Origin of the sequence: Sphingobium sp. DEHP117, assembly GCF_030867385.1 — a bacterium.
Classification (GTDB): Bacteria; Pseudomonadota; Alphaproteobacteria; order Sphingomonadales; family Sphingomonadaceae; genus Sphingobium.
The window spans coordinates 517,320-541,683 of record NZ_JAPFBJ010000001.1 but is presented as its reverse complement, the minus strand read 5'-3'; the positions used below and the strand labels follow the sequence as shown (position 1 = coordinate 541,683).

Genomic DNA, 24,364 nt, shown 5'->3' with positions numbered 1-24,364 from the left:
CGATCTGGGTTGAGCGGGCGGTGAACATGCAACTGGGCGGCTTGGTTCCACCCTCTCGACGCGCTTCACATAGACAGCATCTATGAGCGAGATAGCAGATTGCCGTCTGGCGATGGCGGGGCATTTTGACAATGTTGCCAATGCGCCAGGCGGCCGACGCCCGACACCTGACTCGTCCTTCGGCCCCTGACAGCTTTTGGGTTGCCAACGACGTGAGGGCGATATGGATGGAGTCCGTGTAGGGAAGCGCAATATTGGCGCTGACGCTCCGGTAACGATCGGGTGGGAGAATGTGGGGCGGGTCCAGGGTGGCCGCGTCAAGCGGTTCATCTTCACATGGTTTCAGCCCGCCATGCTGTTCGCCCTGGTCGCGTTCTGGTATTACGCGCCCAATTCGATCGCCACGGCATCGACCGCAATCGGCATTGGCATCGGCTTCAAGGCTTTGTTGCTGGCTTTGGAGTGGGTAAACCCCCGCTATGACAGCTGGCGGCTGACGTGGAAGGAGCTGGTCGTCGATCTGTTCTATGTCTCGCTCGGCTATACGTTTCTGGCGGTCATCGAGCGATATATCGGCAGTGACGCGGTGATCGATGCAATCCAGCACCAGTTCGATTGGGACAAGCTCGTCTGGTTCCTCGGCCTGCCGCTGCTGGTACAGGCGTTCCTGATCTCGTTCATCTTCGATTTCGGGCAGTACTGGATGCATCGCGGCATGCACAACTGGTATCCGCTGTGGCTGACCCATTCGGTGCACCATTACATCACCCAGCTCAACATCAACAAGGGCGCGGTCGGCAACCCGGTGGAACTCTTCCTGATAGGCCTCGGCATCGGTGGCTTCTTCGACTTTCTGCCCCGCGCGGCCTTGCTCGCCGGGTCGATCGGCCTTGCTGTCGCCACCTACCAGCATATCAATGTCCGGTTCGATACACCGCGCTGGTGGCGCTACCTCTTCAACACCACCGAGCACCACAGCCTGCATCACTCACAGGACTATGAGGCCACACGCAGCAATTATGCGGGCACCTACATCTTCATTGACAGGATGTTCGGCACCTGTGTGGACGGCGAGGCGGAGCTGCTGGGCATGGAGGGCGGGCGGCGCATGTCGATCCGCGAGCAAATGACCTACCCCTTCACCGAAGCCTGGAAGACAATGAAAGCGCGGTTCGGCAAAGGCCAACCGGATCAGCCTGAACTGGTGCCCGCAGAATGACCGAGCTGGCGCATCCGAATCGCCTCGCGACCCTTCCTCCGCAACCAGAGAAGAAAAGCGTGACAATCCGGCAGTGGATCGAGCGGATCTGGCACGTTGAAGGGAGCCTGCCGATCGACCCGGCGCAATCCGGCGATGAGGCGCTGGACCGGCTCGAGCCGCTGTTCCATCAGGTGGGCACGAGCCACGACCGCAACGGCCGCGCATTGACTTTCCACAAAAAGGACCCGGTAGCGCAGGACAGGCTGGCGACCTTTGAAAACGGCGTATTGCGCATCGAGCGCGACGAGAGCGGAATGATGCTCCACTATCGGCTTGCGAGCCGGATGCTGCTGTTCTGTTTTCTTGCGCCGCTGATGTTTCTGGCATTCGCGCAGGTGACGATCCTCATCAGCAAATGGGAAGAGCCGAAGAATGGCGCGGCTGCGAAAGAGGAAAAGAAGGAACCGGCTGCCCTCCCCCAGCACCCGATCGACAAATTCCTCGGCGCACCTGCCCCTGAGAAGCCGAAGAAGGACGACAAGTCCAAGGAAGAGGATAAAAAGCTGAAGCCCACCGCCAGCTATGTCTTCGCTGGCTTGTTCGCCATCCTCTACATCATAGGCCGGATTCTGGAAGCAAGACTGGTACGCAGGCTGTTCCGAAAGACCCTGCAGGGCGTGTAAGGCCTCCCCTCCGCCACCGCTCAGACCAGCGGCGGCAGCTTGTCCAGATATTTGTCGAGCGTCAGGGGATAATCGCGGATGCGCACGCCGGTGGCGTTGTAGATCGCGTTCGCAACCGCCGCACCAACGCCGCACAAGCCCAGCTCGCCGACACCCTTCGCCTTCATCGGATTCGCCTTGTCGTCTGCCTCATCGAGGAAAATCACGTCCTGATGTGGGATATCGGCATGGACCGGCACCTCATAAGAGGCGAGATCGTGGTTGACGAAGAAGCCGAACCGCTTGTCGACCACCAGCTCTTCCATCAGAGCGCTACCCACGCCCATGGTCATCGCGCCGATCACCTGGCTCCGCGCCGACTTGGGGTTGATGATCCGCCCGGCAGCACACACCGCCAGCATCCGGCGGAGGCGCGTGACGCCTGTGTAGGCGTCGACGCCGACCTCAACGAAATGCGCGCCAAATGTGGACAGCTGCCATGTCTTGCCCAGCGTTCCATATTCGATCTTGTCCTCGCCGGTCAGCCGACCTTGCGCCGCCGCCTCGCCCAGCCGGGCCGAACGATTGCCACTGCGAACGAAACCTCCCTCGAAGAGCGCGCTGGCCGGGTCGAAGCCCAGCTTTTGCGCGATGGCCTCGCGCAGCCTGACGCAGGCTGCATAAACACCCGCGGTCGAGTTGGCCGCGCCCCACTGCCCGCCCGATCCTACGGATACCGGAAATTCCGAGCTGCCAAGTTTGACGGTGACAGCGTCGAGAGGCACGCCCATCATCTCCGCAGCCGTCTGTGCGATGATCGTATAGCTGCCAGTGCCGATATCGGTCATGTCCGTTTCGACAGCCACCTTGCCATCGGCATCAAGATGCACCCGCGCGGCGCTGGTCCCGCTCATATGATTGCGAAACGCGGCGGCCACGCCTAAGCCGGTCAGCCAGCGACCATCGCGCGTCTGCCCCGGTTTCGGATTGCGGCGCGACCAGACAAAGCGCTCGGCGCCCTCCGTCAAACAGCGGACAAGCTGCCGCTGAGAGAAGCGGCGCTCCGGCCTCGCCGGGTCGACCTGCGTATCGTTTTTGATGCGGAACGCCACCGGGTCCATCCCCAGCTTTTCCGCCATCTCGTCCATCGCGATTTCCAGCGCCATCATCCCGGGAGCCTCGCCGGGAGCGCGCATCGCATTGCCTTCGGGCAGGTCCAGCACTGCGAGCCTCAGCGCGGTCAGCCTGTTGGCACCGGCATAGAGCAGCTTGGTCTGGCCCGTTGCCGTCTCCGGGCTCCCGCCCGGCAAATCGCCGGATCCGCTTTCATGGCCGATCGCGGTTATCGTGCCGTCCTGCCGTGCACCGATCCGGATGCGCTGGCGCGTTGCAGGCCGATGCGTGGAGTTGTTCATCATGAACGGCCGTGGCAGCGCCACCTTGACTGCGCGCCCCGCTGCCTTCGCGCCGAGCGCCGCGAGTACCGCATCGGCGCGAACCCACAATTTCCCTCCGAATCCACCGCCGATATAGGGCGACAGGAACCGGACCTTGTCCTTCGGAATGTTAAGCATCTTGGCCAGGTCACTGCGCCCCCAGTCAATCAACTGGTGCGATGTCCACACCGTCAGCTCGTCGCCATTCCACACTGCAATGGAGGCGAACGGCTCCATCATTGCGTGGCTGTGATCCGGTGTCGTGTATTCGGCATCGAGCTTGACCGGCGCGGCAGCGAAGGCTGCATCAAAGGTACCGACGATCTCCGGGCTCGCGGGCTTGCCGTTGTCCCCCACGACAGCAGCGGTGTCCAATGCCTTTACCAGATCGAACTGCCCCTCTGCGCGCGCATATTCCACGCGTGCCAGCGCCGCTGCGGCCCTGGCCTGCTCCAGAGTTTCGGCAACGACAACGCCGATCGCCTGATGATAATGATCAACATCCGGGCCGCCGAGGAGCTTGGCTGTGTTGAAGTCGCCCTTACCCAGAGGGCCTGCTTCCTGTGCGGTGACAACCGCTATCACACCGGGCGCGGCCCTGACCTCATTCAGATTGAGCCAGCGAAAGCTGCCTTTCGCGATGGCCGATCCGATGACCCAGCCATAAGCGGGGTTTACAGCCTCGCGATGTTCATAGGCGTATGTCGCGGTGCCCGTGGTCTTGAGCGGACCATCGATCCGATCGACTGCGCGGCCGACAACGACCATTTTGTCGATGGGATTGGTCTGGGCTGGGGTATCGAACTTCATGGGTTCATGCCTTGGATTGCGCGATGACGGAAGCCAGCGCGCGTGTCGCGAGCGGGAGTTTGAACGCATTGTCCTTGCTCGGCGTGGCGCCTGCGAAGGCCTTTGCGGTGACAGCCGCCGCCCCCTGTGGCAACAGCGCCTCGGCGGCTTCCACCCGCCACGGCTTGGGCGCGACACCGCCGAACGCGACGCGACCGGAGCCGTCGGGCTGGATTACGGCCGCGACAGAGACCAGCGCGAAGGCATAAGACGCCCGATCCCGCACCTTCTCGTAATAATGCTTGCCGCCAATCGGAGCCGGCAGCGTGACCGCCGTGATCAGTTCGCCGGGGGCGAGCACGGTTTCCATTTCGGGATGATCGCCCCACAAGCGATGGAAATCCGCAATCGGGATTGCGCGGGTTTTGCCTTGTGGGTCGACTGTTTCCACCAAAGCGTCCAACAAGCGGAGTGCGACCGGCATGTCTCCCGGGAAGGTGGCAATACATGACTTGCTCACGCCGATAACGCCGAGCTGCCGGGAAAAACCACCGATCGCGGCGCACCCGGACCCCGGCTTGCGTTTGTTGCAAGCCATGTTGGTATCGTAAAAATAGGGGCAGCGCGTGCGCTGGAGGAGGTTGCCTGCAGTTGATGCCTTGTTGCGCAACTGACCCGAGGCGCCGGCCACAATGGCGCGGCTCAGCACGGCATAGTCACGGCGTATCCGTGGGTCTGCCGCAAGATCAGTATTGGTTACGAGCGCACCGATCCTGACGCCGCCCTGCGGGGTCTGCTCTATCTTGTCGAACGGGAGATCCTGCACATCGACGAGATGAGTAGGCACCTCTACCTCGATCTTCATCAGATCGAGAAGATTGGTGCCCCCGGCGATGAACTTTGCGCCGGGGCGGCCAGCCACAGCGCGCGCTGCCGCGAGGGGGTCCTTGGCGCGTTCATAGGTAAATGCCTTCACCCCGCAACTCCCGCCACCTCGGCCATGGCCTCGGCTATGTTGGAATAGGCTCCGCAGCGGCAGATGTTGCCACTCATCCGCTCGCGCATTTCCAGATTGGTTGCGCGGGGGGCGGCTGTGAGATCTTCCTGCACATGGCTGGGTACGCCGCGCGCAATCTCTTCCAGCACCGCTACTGCGGAGCAGATCTGACCCGGCGTGCAATAACCGCACTGATAGCCATCATGCTTCACGAAGGCCGCCTGCATCGGGTGGAGCTTGTCGGGCGTGCCAAGCCCCTCGATCGTGGTAATCTCGTCTCCGTCGTGCATGATCGCGAGGCTGAGGCAGCTATTGATCCTCCTGCCGTTGACCAGCACCGTGCAAGCCCCGCACTGGCCATGGTCGCAGCCTTTTTTGGTACCGGTAAGGTGAAGATGTTCGCGCAGGGCATCGAGCAGTGTCGTGCGCGTGTCGAGCGACAGGGGCCGGCTCTGGCCATTTACCTTCAGCATTATTGGCATTGCGGAATTTGCTCCAGCTCGAGCCGCAGCAGCCGAATTGGGTAAGGTCGAAGTCGCCGCTGCCGCCGCAGAAATCGCGGTTCCGGCGAGGATGCCTCGGCGCGATATCGCCAGTTCCTTGTCGCTATCCATCATTCAGGCCCCTTCCCCGGGAGAGCCACTGCGTATGGCATGGTGTGGAAAACTCACAAACCAGATCGTTATATCCTTGTCGCGAAAAAAATGCATGCGCGCTACTCTGTTCTGGCTGCCACCGGGAAGATGATGAAGCGATCGTGGATCTGGGGCCGATCGGGAACGTCCAGCGGCGCCTTCAAACCCGCGCGCAGCTCGGCGATGCTCTCCACGGGCAATTCGAGCGGATGCTCATTCGGGTGGGTCGGGGCCTCGTGCCCATAGTCACGCCCCGGCGTCTGCGTCATTTCGATATGCGCGCCGAGCACCGCACGGATGGGATGGCGGGCGGCAAAAGCGGCGAGCCGATCAATGCTCGCACGCTCCTCCGCCATGAAGTTTACCGGCACGTAAAGGCGGCCCGGATACAGCGTGTCTCCGGAGAGCAGGATCTTGAGGCGCGGATCATAGACCATGATGGCCGCCTTCTGGTGCCCCGGCGTGGGGATTATGCTGAGCGGGCGCTTGCCGAGATCGAACCGGACGATCTGATCGGGCCAATGTGCGATGCCGAAGAACGCGGCGACATCCTGCGGCTTGAGGCCGACAACGGTCGTGTTGGCCCGCTCGCGAAACGCGCCGTCCGCTGCGACATGATCGCCATGGCTGTGGCTATGCGCGACGACAAGCGGGATGTCTTTGCGCCCGCGCGCCTTCACCCAATTGGAGATGACAGCATCGATTGCGGGCCTGATCTGCCCCCCTTCCGCGCCGGTATCGATCAGCAGTGCCTTGTCACGCCCGAAGAACAGGTAGAGGAACGGTGCCTCGAAATTGCTCTTGACCGACTGGCGGATGACGAAGGTATCCGCATCGAGCGCCTGGACCTGCGTAGAGGGTTCGGAGGGCTGGGTCCCGTCGATCCATTTTTCAGCGAACAGGCGCGGCAAGGGGGCGCCACTCCCGGCGTCTGCGGCAACGGCAACACCCTCAGCCATGCCCGAAGACCATAGCAGAGCCGCACTCAAAAGCGCTATCCGCCCGGTGAAGGACCGGTTTGTCGCCATTCCACTCTCCCCACATGTGTATGAACCAGACTATGCAATGCCGGCTTCGGATGTGCGAAGCGCCATCCCGCAGGACGGCGCTTCATAGTTCAGATCAGTATTTGAACCGCGCCTCGATACCAAAGGTGCGCGGGTTGATAACCGAATGCTTGTAGTAGCGCAGCCGCACGCCATCATTGGTTCCTATGCGCGATCGGTCCTGGTTGACCGAATTCACTGCAAAATTGTCGAAGATATTATTGGCGAAAAGGCCGATGCTGTAGCGCTTTGTCTCGTACATCAACGAGGCGCGGTGAAGCACATAGCTGGGCAACTTGTCGCCATAGGCGCGATCCCAGCCCAGACGGGTGACGACATTACCGCGATAGGTGGCCGTCCAGTCGGCAACGATGTCACCGTCCTTGAACGGCATTGTGTACGTAACGCCAAGGCTGCCGCTGTTCTTGGCCGAACCCGGCAGCCGATCACCCGAAAGCGCATCGAGCTGGATCGGAGTGCTCGGATAGGTCGCGGCCGGGCTGTTGACTGCAATGATTCCGGTCACGTCCTCGGTCAGCTTGGCATTGACGTAGGAATAGGTTCCTTGGATCGACAGCCTTGGGATAGGCCGTGCCTGGAATGATGCCTCAAAGCCCTCGGACTTGGCCTTGCCTCCGTTCACGGTAATCCCGACTATGCCGTTGACGGTAGCTGAATCCACTTGAATGCCGTTCCACTTGATGTGGAAGACGTTGAAGTTGAATGTCAGCTTGCGGTCGAACAATTGGGTACGGATTCCAAGTTCGGCATTCTTGGTATTGTCCGGACCATATTGGATTTCATCAGGCAGACCGCACACATTCTGTTGGGTGGGGTCAAGCGGCAAGATACAAGGCGCCACAGTGTTTGGTCCACCGATACGATAGCCTTTGCTATAGGTGCCATAGACCATCACGTCCGGCGTGAAGTTATAGGAGCTGTTGAGCTTCCACACCCAGCCGCTTTTCTTCGATTTGCCGCCAGCGGCTGTGACATCATAGGGACTCACGGGATCCCCCAGCAGAGGCAGCACCGAAATCCCCGCCACGTTCGACGTATATCCGAAATAGCGCGCACCTGCGGTGACCTGCCATTTGGGTGTGACCTTGAACGTGCCTTCGCCGAATACCGCCTTCTCAACTATCTTCGATTTGACGAATGAGGCATATTCAACCTCGTCCGGGTTGGGTTGCGTGCCGAACGCCACCCACGGGTGATTGGGCACATGTTCGACATAATCCTGCTGGCGCTTTTGCTGGTTGTAGAAGCCGCCGATCACCCAGCTGAACGGCCCGCCGTGGCGCGACACGAACCGCACCTCCTGATTGAATTGCTTGCGCGTGTTCTCATTCTCGTTCCAGCTTGAAAAGGCCGGAAACGCCTCATAGTCATAGTCGAGATCAAGCAACAGATCGGTATTGTCGAACTGTGTCTTGTTCTTGACATCCGTGTACGCAGTCGTCGCGACGAGATCGGCAATGTCGGCCAGATTGGCATTGATTTCAACGCTGCCAAGATGGGCGCGGCGCTTGACTGGTTCGATGAAGCGCCCCGCACTCTCATATTTCCCCGTGCCGAACACGCCGAGACTGTTGTATTGGCCGCCGTCGGTCTTGGTCTGCTGATAGGCATAGGTGAAGTTGAACTTCAGATCCTCGCTGAACTGGACGAGCAGCTGGTTGCGGCTGGTGAAGGTCTTTTCGAAATTGAGGTCCTCTTCTTTCCGCAGGTTCGCGGCATAACCTGCCGGTGTTATGAAGTCGGGCCCATCGGGCTGCGGCAGCGACACGCCGGGTGTCTGGAGTAGCAGCGGATAGTCAATGAAGCCGGGATCGTAGAAATATCCGGTCGCGGATCGAAACGCCACATGATCCCTGATTATTGGAACGTTGATGACGCCATCGAGCTGATAGCCGAGCTTTCCGGCATGGTCCTTGCCATAGGCACGGCCATGGGCCTCGGCCCCGAACGAGTCCAGACCCGGCCGGTTCGGAATGTTGCGGATAGCACCCGCCAGTGTACCAAGGCCGTAAAGCGTGCCCTGCGGCCCGAGCAGCGTTTCAACGCGGGCAATATCGAGCATTTTGAAATCGTAATAGAGCGGGACCTCGCCCAGATAGACGCCGAGCGCGTCGTCATAGGAGTTGCCGGTCGTATCCGCGTCTGACGCGTTGAGGCCGCGCAACACGATCGTTCCCGTCGAACCCGGCCCGGTGTCCGAAATGGTCATGCCGGGCGTGAAGTCGGCAATGTCACGCACGTCGTCGATGCGTTGCCGGGCAATCTGCTCCTGGCCCACCGCCGTGATATTGATCGGTACATCCTGGATCGATGTGGCGCGCCGAGTGGCTGTCACCACGATGACGCTGGGGTCTTCAGCATCGGCGCTTTCAGCTGGCGCCGCTTCCTGCGCGAAAAGCTGCGTGGATCCAACGCCCATCAATATGGTCGCGCTCAGCAGCGTGTTGCGAAATAGTTTCATAGTCACTCCGACCCCTTTCGTTGAGCCTTAAAGTGACATCCCTCCCATGGGCGCTGTGGCTATGCCCGCGCCTTGATTGGACGGCTTGTCCGCAAAGAAGCGGCATCGCCATTGTGTCTCGTTCTGCTTCGGCCCGCTGTGCCGACCCCTCGTCCGCGAACCGCGTGGCTGAGTGAGCAATTCCAGAGCCCAGCCGTCGCCACCGGCGACATTGCAAAGGATAGAACTGGTCTCAGGCCAAAGCCCAAAATGTTGACCCCCTGTAACGCGCAGGCTGTGCCCACGCCGGTCCTCGTTCTGTTGCTGTTTTCGCAAGCAATACCGATACGGTATGGATATTACCGATCGCGTCAAGCGTAATAATTTTGCAGTTGCTCAGTGCCGACGTGTTTCATACTGCTCTGCACAAATTGGCGGATATCCGGGCCAATTTTCACGTCGCAACCTTCGGCAGTAATACTGAGACACCCTCCATCCGGCGGAGCCAGGCCTCCAAGCGGCGAATCGATTCGCGAATCATTCGGCTCTTTCTTCAAGCGATGGAATATATCCAGTAATACAGGGGTTTGTTGAATGTGATGAGGCTACGCGGAAATGGGCCGCTTCATGCGAGCTGCGCGTACGCCGAATGCCTCATCCTGCAAAAAAATTATTACGGCCTTCTGGAATCGTAATATTTTCTATGGACAAGCGTTGCCTGTCAGGTGATGCTGCACTGCGAAAGGGGACCGAATCATGATCAGGGTGATTGGCAAGGCGGGAAAGATCGCAGCGCTGGCAGGGGCACTCATGCTGGCATCCTGCTCCAAGTCACCGGAACCCGAAGCCCAAGCCCGCAAGGAGTTCAATATCGGCTGGACGATTTACGCCGGGTGGATGCCGTGGCCTTATGCCCAGCAGGCCGGGATCGTAAAGAAATGGGCCGATAAATACGGGATCAAGATCAACGTCGTTCAGGTGAACGATTATGTGGAATCCATCAACCAGTACACCGCCGGGAAGTTTGACGGCGTAACCGTGACCAACATGGATGCGCTGACCATCCCGGCCGCCGGTGGCAAGGACACCAGCGCCATCATCGTCGGCGATTACTCGAACGGCAATGACGGGATTCTGCTCAAGGGCGCCAATACGCTCGGCGATATCAAGGGCCGTCAAGTCTATCTGGTCGAGCTTTCGGTGTCGCACTATCTGCTCGCTCGCGGCCTCGAAAAGGCAGGCCTGAAACCCACCGACATCAAGACGATCAACACGTCTGACGCGGATATTGTCGGCGCTTTCGGTAGCCCCGATGCCCGCGCGGCGGTGGCCTGGAACCCGCAACTCTCGGTGATGAAGGGCCAGGCGGGCGCGAAGGAGGTGTTCAACTCCTCGCAAATTCCGGGTGAAATCCTCGACCTCATGGTCGTTGATACGGCGACGCTGAAGGCCAACCCCAATCTCGGCAAGGCATTGGCGGGCATATGGTATGAAACGGTAGCCCTGATGCAAAGGCAAGATGCCCAAGGCAAGGAAGCGCGCGCGGCGATGGCGAAGCTCGCCGGGACCACGCCGGAAAGCTTCGACAGCCAGTTGTCGACAACCTATCTTTACACCGATCCCAAGGCGGCGGTCGCGGCGACGTCCTCCCCGGCGCTGATCAAGACGATGACACTGGTGCGCGATTTCAGCTTCAACCAGGGGTTGTTCAAGGGTGCTTCTTCGGCAGACGCCGTGGGCATGGCCTTTCCCGGAGCAAAGACGCTCGGCGACCCCGCGCGCGTGACGCTGAGGTTCGACGAGAGCTTCATGAAGATGGCTGCCGACGGGAAACTTTGATCCACACTGGCCCGCTCCACTGGAAGGTGAGGTGACATTATGCGCTGGGTGAACCGCCATGTTCGCCGAAGGGAAGCCGCGCTGTTCGGCGCCATACCGATCGTGCTCCTTGTGCTGCTCTACCTGTTCCTGGCTGCGCAACGCCACGCGGCCAATCCCTTTGACAAGATCCTCCCCCTGCCGGGCGGCATGGCCGAAGGGATGGCCAGCCTGCTGTTCAACACAGATCAGCTGACCGGGAAAATCATCTTCTGGGCAGACACATGGGCAAGCCTCCAGCGCCTCGGTCTGGGGCTGGGTATAGCAACCCTCGCCACCCTCCTCATCGGCCTTGTACTCGGTGTCCTCCCGCCCCTGCGCGCAACATTCGGTCCGCTGGTGACCACGATAGCGGTGATCCCGCCGATTGCGCTGCTGCCCATTCTCTTCATCGCGCTAGGCCTTGGCGAGACGGCGAAGATCGCGCTCATCGTGATCGGCATTGCGCCGGTGATGATCCGCGACATTACCGCCCATGTCAGCGGCCTGCCGCGCGAGCAGATCATCAAGGCACAGACGCTGGGCGCAAGCTCCTGGCAGATCATGATCCGCGTCGCGCTGCCGCAGGCGATGCCGCGGCTGCTTCATGCAATCCGGCTGGCGCTCGGTCCCGCCTGGGTGTTCCTGATCTCGGCAGAAGCCATCGCATCGGACATCGGGCTTGGCTATCGCATCTTTCTCGTCCGCCGCTATCTCTCCATGGATGTGATCATCCCCTATGTGGCCTGGATCGCCCTGCTGGCGATAGCCATGGATGCTGTGCTGGTAGTTCTCAGCAAGCAGGCGTTCCCATGGGCGCATGGAGCAAGCCATTGAGCGCACTCCTCAGCCTCCGGAACGTCTGGGTCGAATATGGCGACAAGATCGTGCTGGAGCGCGTCAACCTCGATATCGAGGAACGGTCCTTTGTCTCCATCGTCGGGCCTTCGGGTGCAGGCAAGAGCAGCCTGCTTCGCGTGGTGCTGGGTCAGGAAATGCCGACGCGTGGTACTATCCTGCTCGACGGTGCGCCCCTCGGCGGGGAATGCGGACCGGATCGCGGCGTCGTTTTCCAGCGTTATTCGGTGTTCCCGCACCTCTCGGCGCTGCGCAACACCATGTTTGGACTTGAATGCGAGCAGGCGCCACTGCTGGCGCGGTTGACTGGCAGCGCGCGCAAGGCAGCCATGGCGCAGGCAACCGACATGCTCGACGCCGTGGGCCTGGCAGACTCAAGGCACCTGTATCCGGCCCAGATGTCCGGCGGCATGCAGCAGCGGCTCGCCATCGCGCAGGCGCTGATCAAGCGCCCCCGCATCCTGCTGCTGGACGAGCCGTTCGGCGCGCTCGACCCGGGTATACGCGCGGATATGCACGCGCTTATCACGCGGCTGTGGAATGACTATGCGCTGACGATCATCATGGTGACGCACGATATCCGCGAGGCCTTCAAGCTGGGCACGCGGGTGTTGACGCTGGACAAGCGCCGCCACGATCCCGACGCGCCGCATCGCTTTGGCGCGACCGCGATCTACGACCTCGCGCTGCGCAACCACAAGGATCGGGCTGAGGGCGAGCAGATGCTGGCGGACACGCTTGCTCCCGCAATCGACGCCAACCTGAACACCAAGGAGAGCATTGGACATGGGTAGCGAAATCGCCAGCCTCGCGAGGCTGAGCATCAGCCTTCCGGGTGAGCTGTTCCGGCAGCTCGATATGATGGTGTCAGAGCGCGAGCTGCCGTCGCGCTCGCAACTGATCGCCGAGCTGATCCGCCACGCGCTCGCCGAGCATGAAGCCTTCACCCGTCCGGACGAGATGCTCGCGGGCACGATCACCATGGTCTATCGCGGCGACCGAGGGCGGGTGCGGCACCAGCTTGCCCAGACGCAGGCGGATTATCTGCGCGAGGTGATCTCTTCACAGCATGTGTTCCTTGAGGATGACCAGTCGCTGGAGGTTCTGCTGGTGCAGGGTCCGGCGCTGCGGCTGAAGGAGCTGTGCGACGCGCTGCGGCGGGTGCGCGGCGTTCATCAACTCCATCTCACCACCACGACCACGCTGTTGCCTCCGCTCTACGAGCAGGACGCGCAAGGCAAGGGGGCGGCGGCATGACCGAAGTGCTCGCCAATCCGCTCGCCGCGCGCGATCACGCCCGCGCCATGGCGGGTACCGTGGTCGAGGCTATGCCGGTGCTGCCCCCTGTTGCGGACGATCTGCCCACCGGCGTGTCACCTGACGATCTGCTGTGGGAGGAGACGATTGCTGCGGGGGGCTATGCCACGCGGCGGCTGAAGCGCGGTTCGCGGCTGCGGCTGATCGATCTCAAGGGCGATGCGTGCGCCTCGATCCTGCTGTTCAATGCCGAGATGCCGACCGAACGGCTCAATGTGGCCGACACGGTGAAGGTGCAGTGGAACGCCTATCTCGGCGCGGGCAAGCTGTTGCTGTCTGACATGGGCCGGGTGCTCATGAGCATTCTTGAGGACAATGCCGGCACCCATGATTGCTTTTGCGGCACATCGAACGCCGCCACGAACGCCGCCAAATATGGCAATGGCGCGAACAGTGGCCCTTTTCCCAACGGTCGGGACCGTTTCCTGCTGGGCGCGGCCAAGCATGGGTTGCAGCGGCGCGACGTCCACCCCTGCGTGACCCTGTTCAAGGGCGTGACGATCGAGCAGGACGGGGCGATCACTCCCCAGATCGGTCCCTTCAATCCGGGGCGGACTGTGATGCTCCGAGCCGAGATGGATGTGATCGTCGTCATCGCCAACTGCCCCCATGTGCTCGACCCGCGCGCGGAGTGGAGCGTGACCCCGCTGCGCGCGACGGCATGGCGCGGCGCGATCACGCCGCTGGACGATGCCATTCGCAATGCGACGCCCGAGGGCCTGCGTGCCTTCGAGAATGTCGAAGACTATTTCCGCCGGTAACAAGGAACAGGCCACCATGAGCGTCGATCCCCATCTTTCCGGTCTGGCCGGAGCCGTGATCCACGACGAGATCGTGCCTGCGCGCGCGCCGTGGCTGCATCATGTCCATGCAGGGCAGACGCTGCGCATCGTCGACCTGGAAGGCAACCAGGCGGTGGATTTCCTGCTCTATGCGGCGGAGGACGACACCGAGCGTTACAGCGCGCAGGACACTGTGGCGGCGCAGGGCAACCTGTTTCTGCGCGAGGGCACGGTGCTGCGCTCCAACGAGGGGCGAGCGATGATGACCATAGCGGCCACCTCGGTGGAGTATCACGACACCATTGGCGGTGCCTGCTCGTGCGAGTCCAACACCTTGCGCTATGGCCATCACACCAAAGCGGAGCATGCCTGCGTCGAAAATTTCCTGGAGGCCAATCTGCGCGAGGGACGCGGCAAGCGCGACATCGTTTCCAACATCAACTTCTTCATGAACGTGCCGGTGGAGGCGGACGGGTCGCTCGGCATTGTCGACGGCATCTCAGCCCCCGGCCTCACTGTCGATCTACGCGCCGAGATGGACGTCATCGTCGTCGTCTCCAACTGCCCGCAGATCAATAATCCCTGCAATGGCTTCAACCCCACGCCCGTACGCATGATCGTCACCGCATGAGCTTTGACACGGTTCTCATCGCCAATCGGGGCGCCATTGCCACGCGCATCATTCGCACGCTGCGGCGCATGGGCCTCCGGTCTGTGGCGGTCTATTCGGAAGCGGACGAAGGCTCGCTCCATGTGTCCGAAGCCGATGAAGCCGTTTGCATCGGCCCGGCGCGCGCGTCGGACAGCTATCTCAACATCGAAGCCATATTGGAGGCCGCAAGGGCCACCGGCGCGGGGGCAATCCATCCGGGCTATGGCTTCCTCGCCGAGAATGTCGAGTTCGCGCAAGCCTGCGAGCAGGCCGGAATCGTCTTTATCGGCCCGACGGTCGAAAACATCTGCACCTTCGGCCTTAAGCATAGTGCCCGCGCGCTGGCGACTGCGCATGACCTGCCGCTGGCGCCGGGCACGGGATTGCTCACCGATGAGGAGGAGGCGGCAGCCGCCGCGCGCGAAATCGGCTATCCCGTGATCCTCAAGGCGACGGCGGGCGGCGGGGGCATCGGCATGCGCGTCTGCGAGGATGAGGCCGCAGTGCGCGAGGGGTTCGCGACAGTGGCGCGCCAAGGGCAGAGCAGTTTCGGCGACGCCGGGATTTTTCTTGAACGCTACATCCGCCGCGCCCGGCATGTGGAAGTGCAGATCTTCGGCGATGGCGCAGGCCGGGTTATGGCCTTGGGCGAGCGTGACTGCTCGCTCCAGCGCCGCAACCAGAAGGTTGTCGAGGAAGCACCCGCGCCGTTGCTGCCGGATAGAGTTCGCGCAGACCTAATCGCCGCCGCGACCCGACTGGGGCAAGCCGCCCGTTATCGCTCCGCCGGGACGGTGGAGTTTCTCTATGACGCCGAGCGCGAGGAGTTCTTCTTCCTCGAGATGAACACGCGCCTTCAGGTCGAGCATGGTGTGACCGAAGAGGTGATGGGCATCGACCTGGTCGAATGGATGATCCGCGGCGGGGCGGGTGACTTTGCCTTCCTCGATGGACCACCGCCCTCCCCCGCTGGCCATTCGGTGCAGGTGCGCCTCTATGCAGAGGACCCGGCGCTGGATTACCGGCCGACCTCAGGCATGCTGACCACGGTGGAGTTTCCCGCCGATGTCCGCGCCGAGACATGGGTGACAGGGGGAACCGAGGTCTCCATCTGGTACGACCCGATGCTGGCCAAGCTGATCGTTCACGCGCAGACACGGGCCGAGGCGATCGCCACGATGCAGGCGGCGCTCGACCAGACGAGGCTCGACGGCATTGAGACCAATCTGCGCTGGCTGCGGGACGTGGTGCGCTGCGATCCCTTCGTTAGCGGCGAGGTGTCAACGCGACTGCTGGATGGCATCGCATTCCATCCGCGCAGCGTCAGGGTGATCAGCGGAGGCACGGCGACGACCGTGCAGGACTGGCCGGGTCGACAAAATTTGTGGGCGGTCGGCGTTCCTCCATCCGGCCCGATGGACGACCAGTCGTTCCGCCTCGGTAACCGGCTGCTCGGCAATCCGGAGGGCATGGCCGGGCTGGAAATGACGCTGAATGGCCCTACCCTCGCCTTCACGGCGCCAGCGCGCATCTGCCTGATGGGTGCGGACTTCGGCGCGATGGTGGATGGTGTTCCAGTCGAGCGCGGGAAGGCGATCGATATTGAGCCGGGCCAGACGCTCACGCTCGGCCGCGCATCTGGCGGCGGAATGCGCGGTTATCTGTTGTTTGCGGGTGGGCTGGACATCGCGCCCTATCTCGGTAGCTGCAGCACGTTCGAGCTGGGCCAGTTTGGCGGCCATGCCGCGCGGCGCCTGCTGGCTGGAGACACGCTGCATCTGGGCGACAAGGAAACGTCCGCTCCGCTGCCTCAGGTCGCCCTGCCACGTCTCTCAACGGAATGGAACTTGCGCGTCCTTTATGGTCCGCATGGCGCACCCGAGTTTTTCACCCCGGAAGATATCGACGCGATCGTCTCCTCCGAATGGCAGGTGCATTATAATTCCAACCGCACCGGCGTCCGCCTCGTGGGCCCCAAGCCGCAATGGGCGCGGACAGACGGCGGCGAGGCTGGCCTGCACCCGTCCAACATTCACGACAACCCCTACGCCATCGGCGCAGTGGATTTCACCGGTGACATGCCGATCATCCTCGGGCCTGATGGCCCCTCGCTCGGCGGCTTCGTCTGCCCATTCGTGGTGATCGCAGCCGACCGCTGGAAAATCGGCCAGCTTGCGCCGGGAGACAAACTGCGCTTCCTGCCCGTGACGATAGACGACGCGGCGGCGGCTGACCGCCAGCAAAACCTCCTCATGAGGGACGGCGTGTCCTCTCCATCAAGCCCCGCGCGGCCTATCGAAGCGCTGTACCCCATCCTGGCCGAGATGGCGGCGCAAGGCGCACGGCCTCGCACCGTGTATCGGCAGCAAGGAGACCGCAATATCCTCGTCGAATATGGGCCGATAGTGCTCGACATCGAGCTGCGCATCCGGGTTCATGCCCTGATGTGCGAGCTTGAGCGGCTGGCCCTGCCCGGCGTGGTCGACATCGTGCCCGGCATCCGCTCGCTGCAGCTGCATTTCGATGGCGAGCGGCTAAACCAGCGTGCCGCCCTCGCCGCATTGATCGAGGCGGAAGAGCGGCTGGGCGACCTTGAGGACTTTACGATTCCTTCGCGCATCGTCCACCTGCCGCTGAGCTGGCGTGATCCGGCGACGATCGAAACGATCGAGAAATATATGGGGACGGTCCGGGACGACGCGCCCTGGTGCCCGGACAACATCGAGTTCATCCGACGCGTAAACGGCCTGCCGGACGCGGCGGCGGTAGAGAATTTGATTTTCGAGGCCAACTATCTCGTCTTGGGTCTGGGCGACGTCTACCTCGGCGCGCCCGTTGCCACCCCGGTCGATCCGCGCCACCGGCTCGTCACCACGAAATACAATCCGGCGAGAACCTGGACCCCGCCCAATGTTGTGGGCATCGGCGGCGCCTATATGTGCATCTATGGCATGGAGGGTCCGGGCGGGTATCAGCTGTTCGGCCGCACCATCCAGGTGTGGAATACCCACCGCCAGACCGATGCCTTCATCGAAGGCAAGCCGTGGCTGCTGCGCTTCTTCGATCAGATCCGCTTTTACCCCGTCAGCGCCGAAGAGCTGGTTGAATGGCGGCGGGACTTTCCAACGGGCAGGCGATCGATCCGCATCGAGCAGTCTGAATTCCGGCTGGCGGACTATCGCGCGTTCCTCGCTGACAATGCAGACTCCATTGCCGCGTTTGAGACCCAGCGACAGACCGCATTTGAAGCAGAGCGCGCGGAATGGAGGGCTAGCGGCGAATTCGACCGGATCACCGACCTTACTGACAGCGATGCGCCGCGCGCTGCGACGATCGATTTGCCAGACGGCGCGAATCTTGTGGAGGCCCCCTTCGGCGGGAGCGTCTGGAAGCTGCTGGTGTCGGCGGGCGACGCGGTGAAGGCGGGCGATACGATCGCGATCATAGAGGCCATGAAAATGGAATGTGCCGTGCAAAGTCCGGGCGCGGGAACCGTCGCGGCGATCTATGTGCAGGAGCGGCAGGCGCTGCAACCCGGCGCGCCGATGCTTGCGCTGATGGCCGAGGCATGAGCATGCCCGACCTCCGCACCACGGTGGCCATCGCCGATGCCGTCAATGCCAGGCAGATCAGCGCTGTCGCGGTTGTGCATGACGCGCTCACCCGGATCAGCGCTTATGACGCGATCCAGCCGCAAGTGTGGATCAGTCGCTTCAGCAAGGAAGCAGTTCTCGCTGCGGCGCGCGAGGTCGATGCGCGCGTGGCGGCGGGCGAAGTGTTGCCGCTCGCCGGAGTACCGTTCGCTGCGAAGGACAACATCGATGTGGCCGGCCTCGACACCACGGCGGCCTGCCCTGCCTTCGCTTATTCGCCCCAAAGCTCCGCCACCGTCATCGAGCGCCTCACGGCCGCAGGCGCGATCTGCGTCGGCAAAACCAACCTCGATCAGTTCGCCACCGGCCTCAACGGCACGCGCAGCCCCTATGGCGCGCCTCTCAACGCCTATAATCTCGCCTACGTAAGTGGCGGCTCAAGTTCTGGATCGTCGGTCGCGGTGGCGGCGGGGCTGGTGCCCTTCGCCCTTGGCACCGATACCGCCGGGTCCGGCCGCGTACCTGCCGCATTCCAGCACCTGATCGGCTTCAAGCCCAGCAAGGGCCGGTGGAGCAATCGCGGACTCGTGCCTGCTTGCCGGACGCTGGACTGTATATCGGTCTTCACCCAAGACACCGCGGACGCACGCCTGATCGATAGTGTGATCGCGGGATACGACGCTGCCGATCCCTTCTCCAAACCGCTGGCGGACGCGGCGCGCGGGTGCAAGACGATTGGCGTGCCGCGCCGGGACCAGCGGGTCTGGTTCGGTGACAGCGAGTCGGAACATCTCTATGAGCGCGCGTTGGAGACGCTTGGCACATTGGCCGATGTGGTCGAGATCGATCTGTCCCCATTACAGGAAGCTGCGCAGTTGCTCTATGGCGGCCCATGGGTGGCCGAGCGCGCAGCCGCCTTGGCCGACCTGCTTGCCACCACGCCGGATGCTATCGATCCCACGGTGCGCGCGGTGGTCGCGCCGGGCCGGGACATAAGCGCCGTCGCGCTGTTCAACGGTATCTATCGGTTGGCAGAACTCAAACGGCAGGCCGACACCCTATGGGAAACTATCGACCTTCTGGCCTTCCCCACCGCCGGCACAACCTATCGCGTACGTGAAATGCTGGCCGCGCCGATCGCGCTCAACAGCGCGCTGGGTTTCTACACCAACTTCGTGAACCTGCTCGACATGGCGGCTGTCGCCGTGCCTGCGGGCATCCGCCCCAACGGCACCGGCTTCGGGATCACGCTCATCGGCCCGGCAGACACGGACCGCGCCTTGCTTGATGCCGCCGACGCCTATCTCGCGGCGGCCGATCTTCCATCCCCACCACCGCTCGACCTGGAGGGCAGAATGCAGACAGTGAAACTCGCCGTTGTCGGCGCTCACCTGAAGGACATGCCGCTGCACTGGCAGCTTACTTCGCGCGATGCGAAGTTTGTCGGCGCCTTTGAGACGGCGCCCACCTACCGCCTCTACGCGATGGCGGACAGCGTGCCGCCCAAGCCTGCGCTCGTCCACAGCGAAGACGGCGCAGCCATTGCGCTCGAGGTCTATGAACTGGGCGTTGCGGAATTCGGCAGCTTCGTTGCCGAAGTCCCCGCCCCGCTCGCCATCGGCACCGTGATGCTGGCGGACGGCAGCAGCGTCAAAGGCTTCGTTGCCGAACCACGCGCGGTGATCGGTGCCGAGGACATCACCAGCCTGGGCGGCTGGCGCGCGTTCATCAACCGAAAGGACTAGTCATGCAGAAGCTTGGTGCCCTTGCCATCGCCACCGCCGTATGCTGCGGCTCGTTCCCCGCCGCCGCGCAGGCGCCCAAGGAGCAGGTGATCCCGGTCGAAGGGTTTGCCGACTTTCTGGCGGTGGACGGCGACACGGTATGGGTGACCAATGCCGGACGGGTGGAACGCTGGTCCCGCAAAGGCAAACTTGCGGAGGTGGCCATCGCCAAACCCTGCGGCGCCATGGTGATCGCCGACGGGAGCCTCTGGGTCGACAATTGCGAGAACGGCACGCTCAACCGCATCGACCTTAAAACCGCCAAGCTGATCGCCTCCATTCCGACCGGCATCGCAGAGTTGAAGGAGGCGGAGCTTCAACTTGCTGCGGGCGCGGGATCGATCTGGATCGCGAGCGATGCGAAGGGGCTGATCTCACGGGTCGACACGGCAACCAACACGGTCACCGCCACAATCGCCGTCGACCCGGAAACATCCTATCTGACCTACGGCTACGGCGCGGTCTGGGCAGTCTGCTTGCCACGGCAGACGATCCAGCGGATCGACCCCGCAACCAACAGCGTCGTGAAAACAACGAAGCTCGGCCGCGCACCCGGCTTTCTCGCCGCCGGTGAAGGCGGGATATGGGTTCAGGAACAGGGTGACGGCACGGTTGCCCGCATCGCCCCCGCGACGGGCGAGGTATCCGGGCGGGTCAAGGTTGGCGACGTGCTGAAATGGGGCGACATCGACACCGGCGGTGGCATGGTATGGCTGCGCACTACCGAAGATCAGACCTTCGTGGTGATCGACCCGAAGACGATGACGGTGCGCAAACGCGTCGGCAAGGCCGAGGGCAGCGGCGCGTTGCGCTATACGGGCAAGGGCATCTGGACATCGGCCCATGATGTGCACACGCTCACATGGTGGCCGAAGCCAAAGAGAATCGTAAAGTAAAGCTACAAATAAAAAACCGGGCCTTCAATGAAAAGGCCCGGTTTTATTTCGTTTCGACGAAATATTTAGCGGTTGTAGGCCAGCTTTGCCGAACCCGAAGTCATCGCGGTGCGAGCTTCGATCTGCGAGCGGACATCGGCGATGACCGCTGCGCGGCAATCACGCGCCTTGGCCTCCAGAGCCAGATGAACGCTGGCAACCTGATCACCGCACACGGCGCGCGCTGCCTGATCCATACGGATTGCAAGGCGCTGCTGCCCGTCGGCGGTAGCGAGATCGAGGTCTTTCAGATTGAGGGTTGCCTGGTCCTGAGCAAACGGATTTTCTTCAGCGGCCAAAGCGGGGGTTGCGAAAGCGAGCGCGGCCAGTGCCACGAAGCCGATTTTCATTGCCATCTCCTGCATATCGAATGGGCGCCACTCTCCGGCGACTGCCATTCTTATAATGCCAGAAGATTAAAATAACAATACAGGAACAGAATTTGTCTGTTTATTACTAAGAAGGTCTCCCGTTATTACTTGGCGGTAACAGTCAGCATGGCAAGGTGCTCATCACCCAAGAGCATTCCGATGGGTAGTTTCGCCTTGTGAGACACTCCGGCGATCGAAACCACGATAGCCTGCGCGAACGGCGCGGACCATGCGCGAACGGTATCGACCGGCACGCGAACCCGCCATTTCCTATCGCCTTCGACCGTTACGACGCGACCATTCAAAGCGACCTGTGCGTTGGCATCGGCTCGCCGCCCTGTGACCAGCAGGCAGCTTTGCTCGCCACACGAGACGATTTTCGTGTTCAAGCCATCCGCTGCTGATACTGGAGTAGCGAGCACTGTGCCGATGGCCGCAGCACCCAGCAAGAGGTGACGCAACAGTTTAGAGCAATCAGTCCAGGGCAATGCCGGCCTCCTCGAAAAAGCGTCTCACAGGTTCCAGAACGTCCGCGTGCTGTTTCCATCGGGCGACCGAGTCGCGGTAGATCGGCCGGCGCACCTGCGCGGCGCTCGGGGTAGAAACGGGGGCACTGTTTGAATGGAAATCGAGGCAGCCTTCGGACCAAGCCAGACCGCAATGGTCGAGCAGGCGCCGCGTCTCGCGCTCCTGATCCGCCACCAGATCCTCGTAGCGGATCTCGAGGATCAGGCCGGGGAGCCGCTCACGCCAGACGCTCATCAGGCGGTCAAAGCGGACATGATAGGCGGCTATATCGAGCAGATCATAGCTATAGTCATAATATCGCGAGCTGACCGCGAAGAGATTGCGGAAATTGCTGAGCACCGTGTCCATCGGATTACGGCGCAGACAGACAATCCGGGCATTGGGCAAAGCATGGGCGATGAATCCGGCGTAGAGGAAGTTGCCGGGGAATTTGTCCGTGAAGCGCAGCGCGGGATCGCGCCGGTGATGGCTGGCCCGCTTGATATAGTCCGTCCCGATTTCGCCTATGTCCATGCGCGCTGCCTGAGCGACGGTTTCAGGATCGAGCACAACCCGAGACCGCGTCCCGGCGGCGCTTTTGACCGCCAGCGGCATCGCCTGCAGTTCGCCCGCGCTCTCGACCTCGGGGTGCGAGGAAATAATGCGGTCCACCAGCGTCGTGCCGGTGCGCGGCATGCCGATGATGAAGATCGGAGCATCGAGAGGGGGTTTCGCGGTTGATGCGGCGAGCGGCCATGCCGCCTCGATGGCATCGAACACAGCGGCATCCCGCGAGAAGTCGTAATCCAGCCGTCGGCGATGCTCGGTATTTGCGGCACACAGCGTTTCCAACGCTTGGGCCGGTTCTCCGATATCCTCTAGCTCCTTGGCCAGCGCATAGCCAAGCAGCAGGCGATCGCGCGGTTCCTGTGCCCTGGCGGAGACCTGCTTCAGCCGGCCGATGTGGTTTTGCGCGGAGTCCTGTTTGCGCAGGCTGGCGAGCAGATAATGCGCGCGTGCATGATGCGGAGCAACCGCGAGCAAGGCTTCCAGCGCCGCTTCTGCCTCATCGGCCCGACCGAGAAAATTGAGCGTCGCTGCCAGGTTATAGCGAAACCCGGTGTTGCGAGGCTCCAGCCGAACAGCCTCGGCAAAATGAGGGAGCGCCGCTTCGTGATCCCCCAAGCGGGCATAGACGCAACCAATGGTGTCGCGGCTCAACGCGTCGGAAGGCGGTGCCTCCTCGGCGTCGCGCAGGGTCGCCGCTGCTTCACCGTCCTGGCGGACGAGGGTGTATAGCTTGGCAAGCTGAGCGCGATACTCTCCCTGTGGATCCAGCGCGATGGCCTGGCGCACGTGCTCGATGCCGGCGCGAACGCGCCCCGCATTCGCCTCCGCCATACCCCGCAAAAATGCGCGCCGTGCGATCTCGGAGTTTGCGGCGGAGGCCGTCGTGATGTTCAGAGGATGAAAGGCACTTGTGCCCCGCGAAGCCCAATGGCTGGTTTGAACCCGCGCGGCGCGCATTCCTTTCATGCCGTCGCCGCAGGTCCGTTGTTGTCATCACCCGCGAAGCCAGCGCCCGCTCTTCGAGCCTTGTACCTATCGATCAGGGGCTGGAACGGGAACATGGTCTGCTCCCAGATCGACAGGCGCCTGCGGTCATCCTGCCCCACGACAACGCCCTCCCCCTCGCGATAGGTGCCGAAGATGCGATCGAGCAGGATCAGAGAGTTGCCATAGTTGCAGCGCGTGCTCTCATAATCCGTCGAGTGATGCAGGCTGTGATGGCGGATGGTGGTGAAAAAGTAGGAGTACCAGATCGGCGGATCGGCCCGGACATTGGCATGGGCGAAGGTCGAGATGACCCCGGTTACGCTGTAGGCCGCGAAGATTGCGGTGTCCTTCAGATCGAACAGCGCAACGACGCTCAGGCTGATGAGGAACAGCTCGATCGGGTTGCCCACCCATCCCTTGCTTCCGTTGAGCTGGGTGATGTGATGGTGCGGCGCGTGGGTCAGCCAGAAGGGCGTGACGTTGTGCATCAGCCGATGCATCCAGTATTGGCCGAACTCGATCAGGGTCACGACGAGCATGACCTGCACCAGCCACGGCAGTCCGGCCGCCCATTGGGTGGTGATGCCCAGCGACTCCTTGATCGACAAAAGGGGGTCTTCGGCCAGCGCCTTGACCAGCCAGGCGATCAGCGTCGCGCCCAGAATGTTGTAATAGAGGTCGGCGAGGAATTCCTGCCTGTTCATCCGCCAGCCGGCATGTCGCTCGTTGATCTGCTCAAGCAGCAAGACGACCACGACGATAAGCGGCGAGACGACGATCATCGTCCACGGGTTTGCGACCAGCGCCTCCGGTCCATAGGCCCAGAACAGCAGGACAACCGCGATCATCGCGGGTGGAATATAGTTGAAGACCCGGTTTTTGAGGCTCGTTTCCATGACGTAGCTCCATTCAGTGCCAGCATGC

At 62.1% G+C, this 24,364-nt stretch carries 20 protein-coding genes; 11 read left to right on the top strand and 9 right to left on the bottom strand.

The features are described 5' to 3' along the window. The first annotated feature begins 223 nt into the window (after nucleotides 1–223). Both OOT33_RS02655 and OOT33_RS02650 read left to right on the top strand, forming a co-directional pair. On the top strand, nucleotides 224–1,219 hold the full coding sequence (locus OOT33_RS02655) for a sterol desaturase family protein (RefSeq protein ID WP_307748431.1): 996 nt from the start codon (nucleotides 224–226) through the stop codon (nucleotides 1,217–1,219). A 59-nt stretch (nucleotides 1,220–1,278) separates the two neighbouring features. Beyond that, entirely contained in the window at nucleotides 1,279–1,884 is a 606-nt protein-coding gene (locus tag OOT33_RS02650; protein WP_307748430.1) for a hypothetical protein, read from the top strand. Between the two features lie 20 nt (nucleotides 1,885–1,904). Here OOT33_RS02650 and paoC read toward each other — a convergent pair whose 3' ends face one another. From paoC to OOT33_RS02625, 5 genes are all read right to left on the bottom strand, one after another. After that, entirely contained in the window at nucleotides 1,905–4,109 is a 2,205-nt protein-coding gene (gene paoC, locus OOT33_RS02645) for an aldehyde oxidoreductase molybdenum-binding subunit PaoC (protein ID WP_307748429.1), read from the bottom strand. Between the two features lie 4 nt (nucleotides 4,110–4,113). Next, complete coding sequence (locus tag OOT33_RS02640; protein WP_307748428.1) at nucleotides 4,114–5,064, bottom strand: FAD binding domain-containing protein; 951 nt, start codon at nucleotides 5,062–5,064, stop codon at nucleotides 4,114–4,116. Then, complete coding sequence (gene paoA, locus OOT33_RS02635; RefSeq protein ID WP_307749274.1) at nucleotides 5,061–5,699, bottom strand: aldehyde dehydrogenase iron-sulfur subunit PaoA; 639 nt, start codon at nucleotides 5,697–5,699, stop codon at nucleotides 5,061–5,063. Before paoA ends, OOT33_RS02640 begins: the two co-directional genes overlap by 4 nt. A gap of 101 nt (nucleotides 5,700–5,800) precedes the next feature. After that, complete coding sequence (locus OOT33_RS02630; RefSeq protein ID WP_307748427.1) at nucleotides 5,801–6,679, bottom strand: MBL fold metallo-hydrolase; 879 nt, start codon at nucleotides 6,677–6,679, stop codon at nucleotides 5,801–5,803. 163 nt (nucleotides 6,680–6,842) lie between these two features. Beyond that, nucleotides 6,843–9,248: a TonB-dependent receptor domain-containing protein gene (locus tag OOT33_RS02625; RefSeq protein WP_307748426.1), complete on the bottom strand. Its 2,406-nt coding sequence runs from the start codon at nucleotides 9,246–9,248 to the stop codon at nucleotides 6,843–6,845. A gap of 735 nt (nucleotides 9,249–9,983) precedes the next feature. On the opposite strand from OOT33_RS02625, the gene OOT33_RS02620 reads away from it, so the two are divergent. From OOT33_RS02620 to OOT33_RS02580, 9 genes are read left to right on the top strand one after another with little or no spacing between them, the layout of a single operon-like run. After that, nucleotides 9,984–11,066, top strand: a complete 1,083-nt coding sequence (locus tag OOT33_RS02620) for a putative urea ABC transporter substrate-binding protein (RefSeq protein WP_307748425.1) — start codon at nucleotides 9,984–9,986, stop codon at nucleotides 11,064–11,066. Nucleotides 11,067–11,105: 39 nt separating this feature from the next. Next, nucleotides 11,106–11,921, top strand: coding sequence for an ABC transporter permease subunit (locus tag OOT33_RS02615; protein WP_307748424.1), 816 nt, complete (start codon nucleotides 11,106–11,108; stop codon nucleotides 11,919–11,921). Next, nucleotides 11,918–12,736 carry an ATP-binding cassette domain-containing protein gene (locus OOT33_RS02610; protein WP_307748423.1) on the top strand — a complete coding sequence of 273 codons (819 nt, stop codon included), beginning with the start codon at nucleotides 11,918–11,920 and terminating at the stop codon, nucleotides 12,734–12,736. The genes OOT33_RS02615 and OOT33_RS02610 overlap by 4 nt, the downstream gene beginning before the upstream one ends. Continuing rightward, nucleotides 12,729–13,199: a ribbon-helix-helix protein, CopG family gene (locus OOT33_RS02605; RefSeq protein ID WP_307748422.1), complete on the top strand. Its 471-nt coding sequence runs from the start codon at nucleotides 12,729–12,731 to the stop codon at nucleotides 13,197–13,199. Before OOT33_RS02610 ends, OOT33_RS02605 begins: the two co-directional genes overlap by 8 nt. Beyond that, nucleotides 13,196–14,020, top strand: coding sequence for an urea amidolyase associated protein UAAP1 (locus OOT33_RS02600; protein WP_307748420.1), 825 nt, complete (start codon nucleotides 13,196–13,198; stop codon nucleotides 14,018–14,020). Before OOT33_RS02605 ends, OOT33_RS02600 begins: the two co-directional genes overlap by 4 nt. A 16-nt stretch (nucleotides 14,021–14,036) precedes the next feature. Further along, nucleotides 14,037–14,672 carry an urea amidolyase associated protein UAAP2 gene (locus OOT33_RS02595; RefSeq protein WP_307748419.1) on the top strand — a complete coding sequence of 212 codons (636 nt, stop codon included), beginning with the start codon at nucleotides 14,037–14,039 and terminating at the stop codon, nucleotides 14,670–14,672. After that, complete coding sequence (gene uca / locus OOT33_RS02590) at nucleotides 14,669–18,265, top strand: urea carboxylase (RefSeq protein WP_307748418.1); 3,597 nt, start codon at nucleotides 14,669–14,671, stop codon at nucleotides 18,263–18,265. The genes OOT33_RS02595 and uca overlap by 4 nt, the downstream gene beginning before the upstream one ends. Continuing rightward, a complete protein-coding gene (gene atzF / locus OOT33_RS02585) occupies nucleotides 18,262–20,031 on the top strand; it encodes an allophanate hydrolase (protein WP_307748417.1) in 1,770 nt (589 codons plus the stop codon). The genes uca and atzF overlap by 4 nt, the downstream gene beginning before the upstream one ends. A 2-nt stretch (nucleotides 20,032–20,033) precedes the next feature. After that, nucleotides 20,034–20,966, top strand: a complete 933-nt coding sequence (locus tag OOT33_RS02580) for a YncE family protein (RefSeq protein WP_307748416.1) — start codon at nucleotides 20,034–20,036, stop codon at nucleotides 20,964–20,966. A gap of 65 nt (nucleotides 20,967–21,031) precedes the next feature. On the opposite strand, the gene OOT33_RS02575 is transcribed toward OOT33_RS02580, so the two are convergent. The 4 genes from OOT33_RS02575 to OOT33_RS02560 form a co-directional block, all read right to left on the bottom strand. Beyond that, complete coding sequence (locus tag OOT33_RS02575; protein ID WP_307748415.1) at nucleotides 21,032–21,355, bottom strand: UrcA family protein; 324 nt, start codon at nucleotides 21,353–21,355, stop codon at nucleotides 21,032–21,034. A gap of 125 nt (nucleotides 21,356–21,480) precedes the next feature. After that, entirely contained in the window at nucleotides 21,481–21,765 is a 285-nt protein-coding gene (locus OOT33_RS02570; RefSeq protein WP_307748414.1) for a hypothetical protein, read from the bottom strand. Nucleotides 21,766–21,850: 85 nt separating this feature from the next. Beyond that, on the bottom strand, nucleotides 21,851–23,419 hold the full coding sequence (locus OOT33_RS02565) for a sulfotransferase (protein WP_373690481.1): 1,569 nt from the start codon (nucleotides 23,417–23,419) through the stop codon (nucleotides 21,851–21,853). Beyond that, complete coding sequence (locus OOT33_RS02560) at nucleotides 23,416–24,336, bottom strand: sterol desaturase family protein (RefSeq protein WP_307748413.1); 921 nt, start codon at nucleotides 24,334–24,336, stop codon at nucleotides 23,416–23,418. Before OOT33_RS02560 ends, OOT33_RS02565 begins: the two co-directional genes overlap by 4 nt. Nucleotides 24,337–24,364 lie beyond the last annotated feature (28 nt).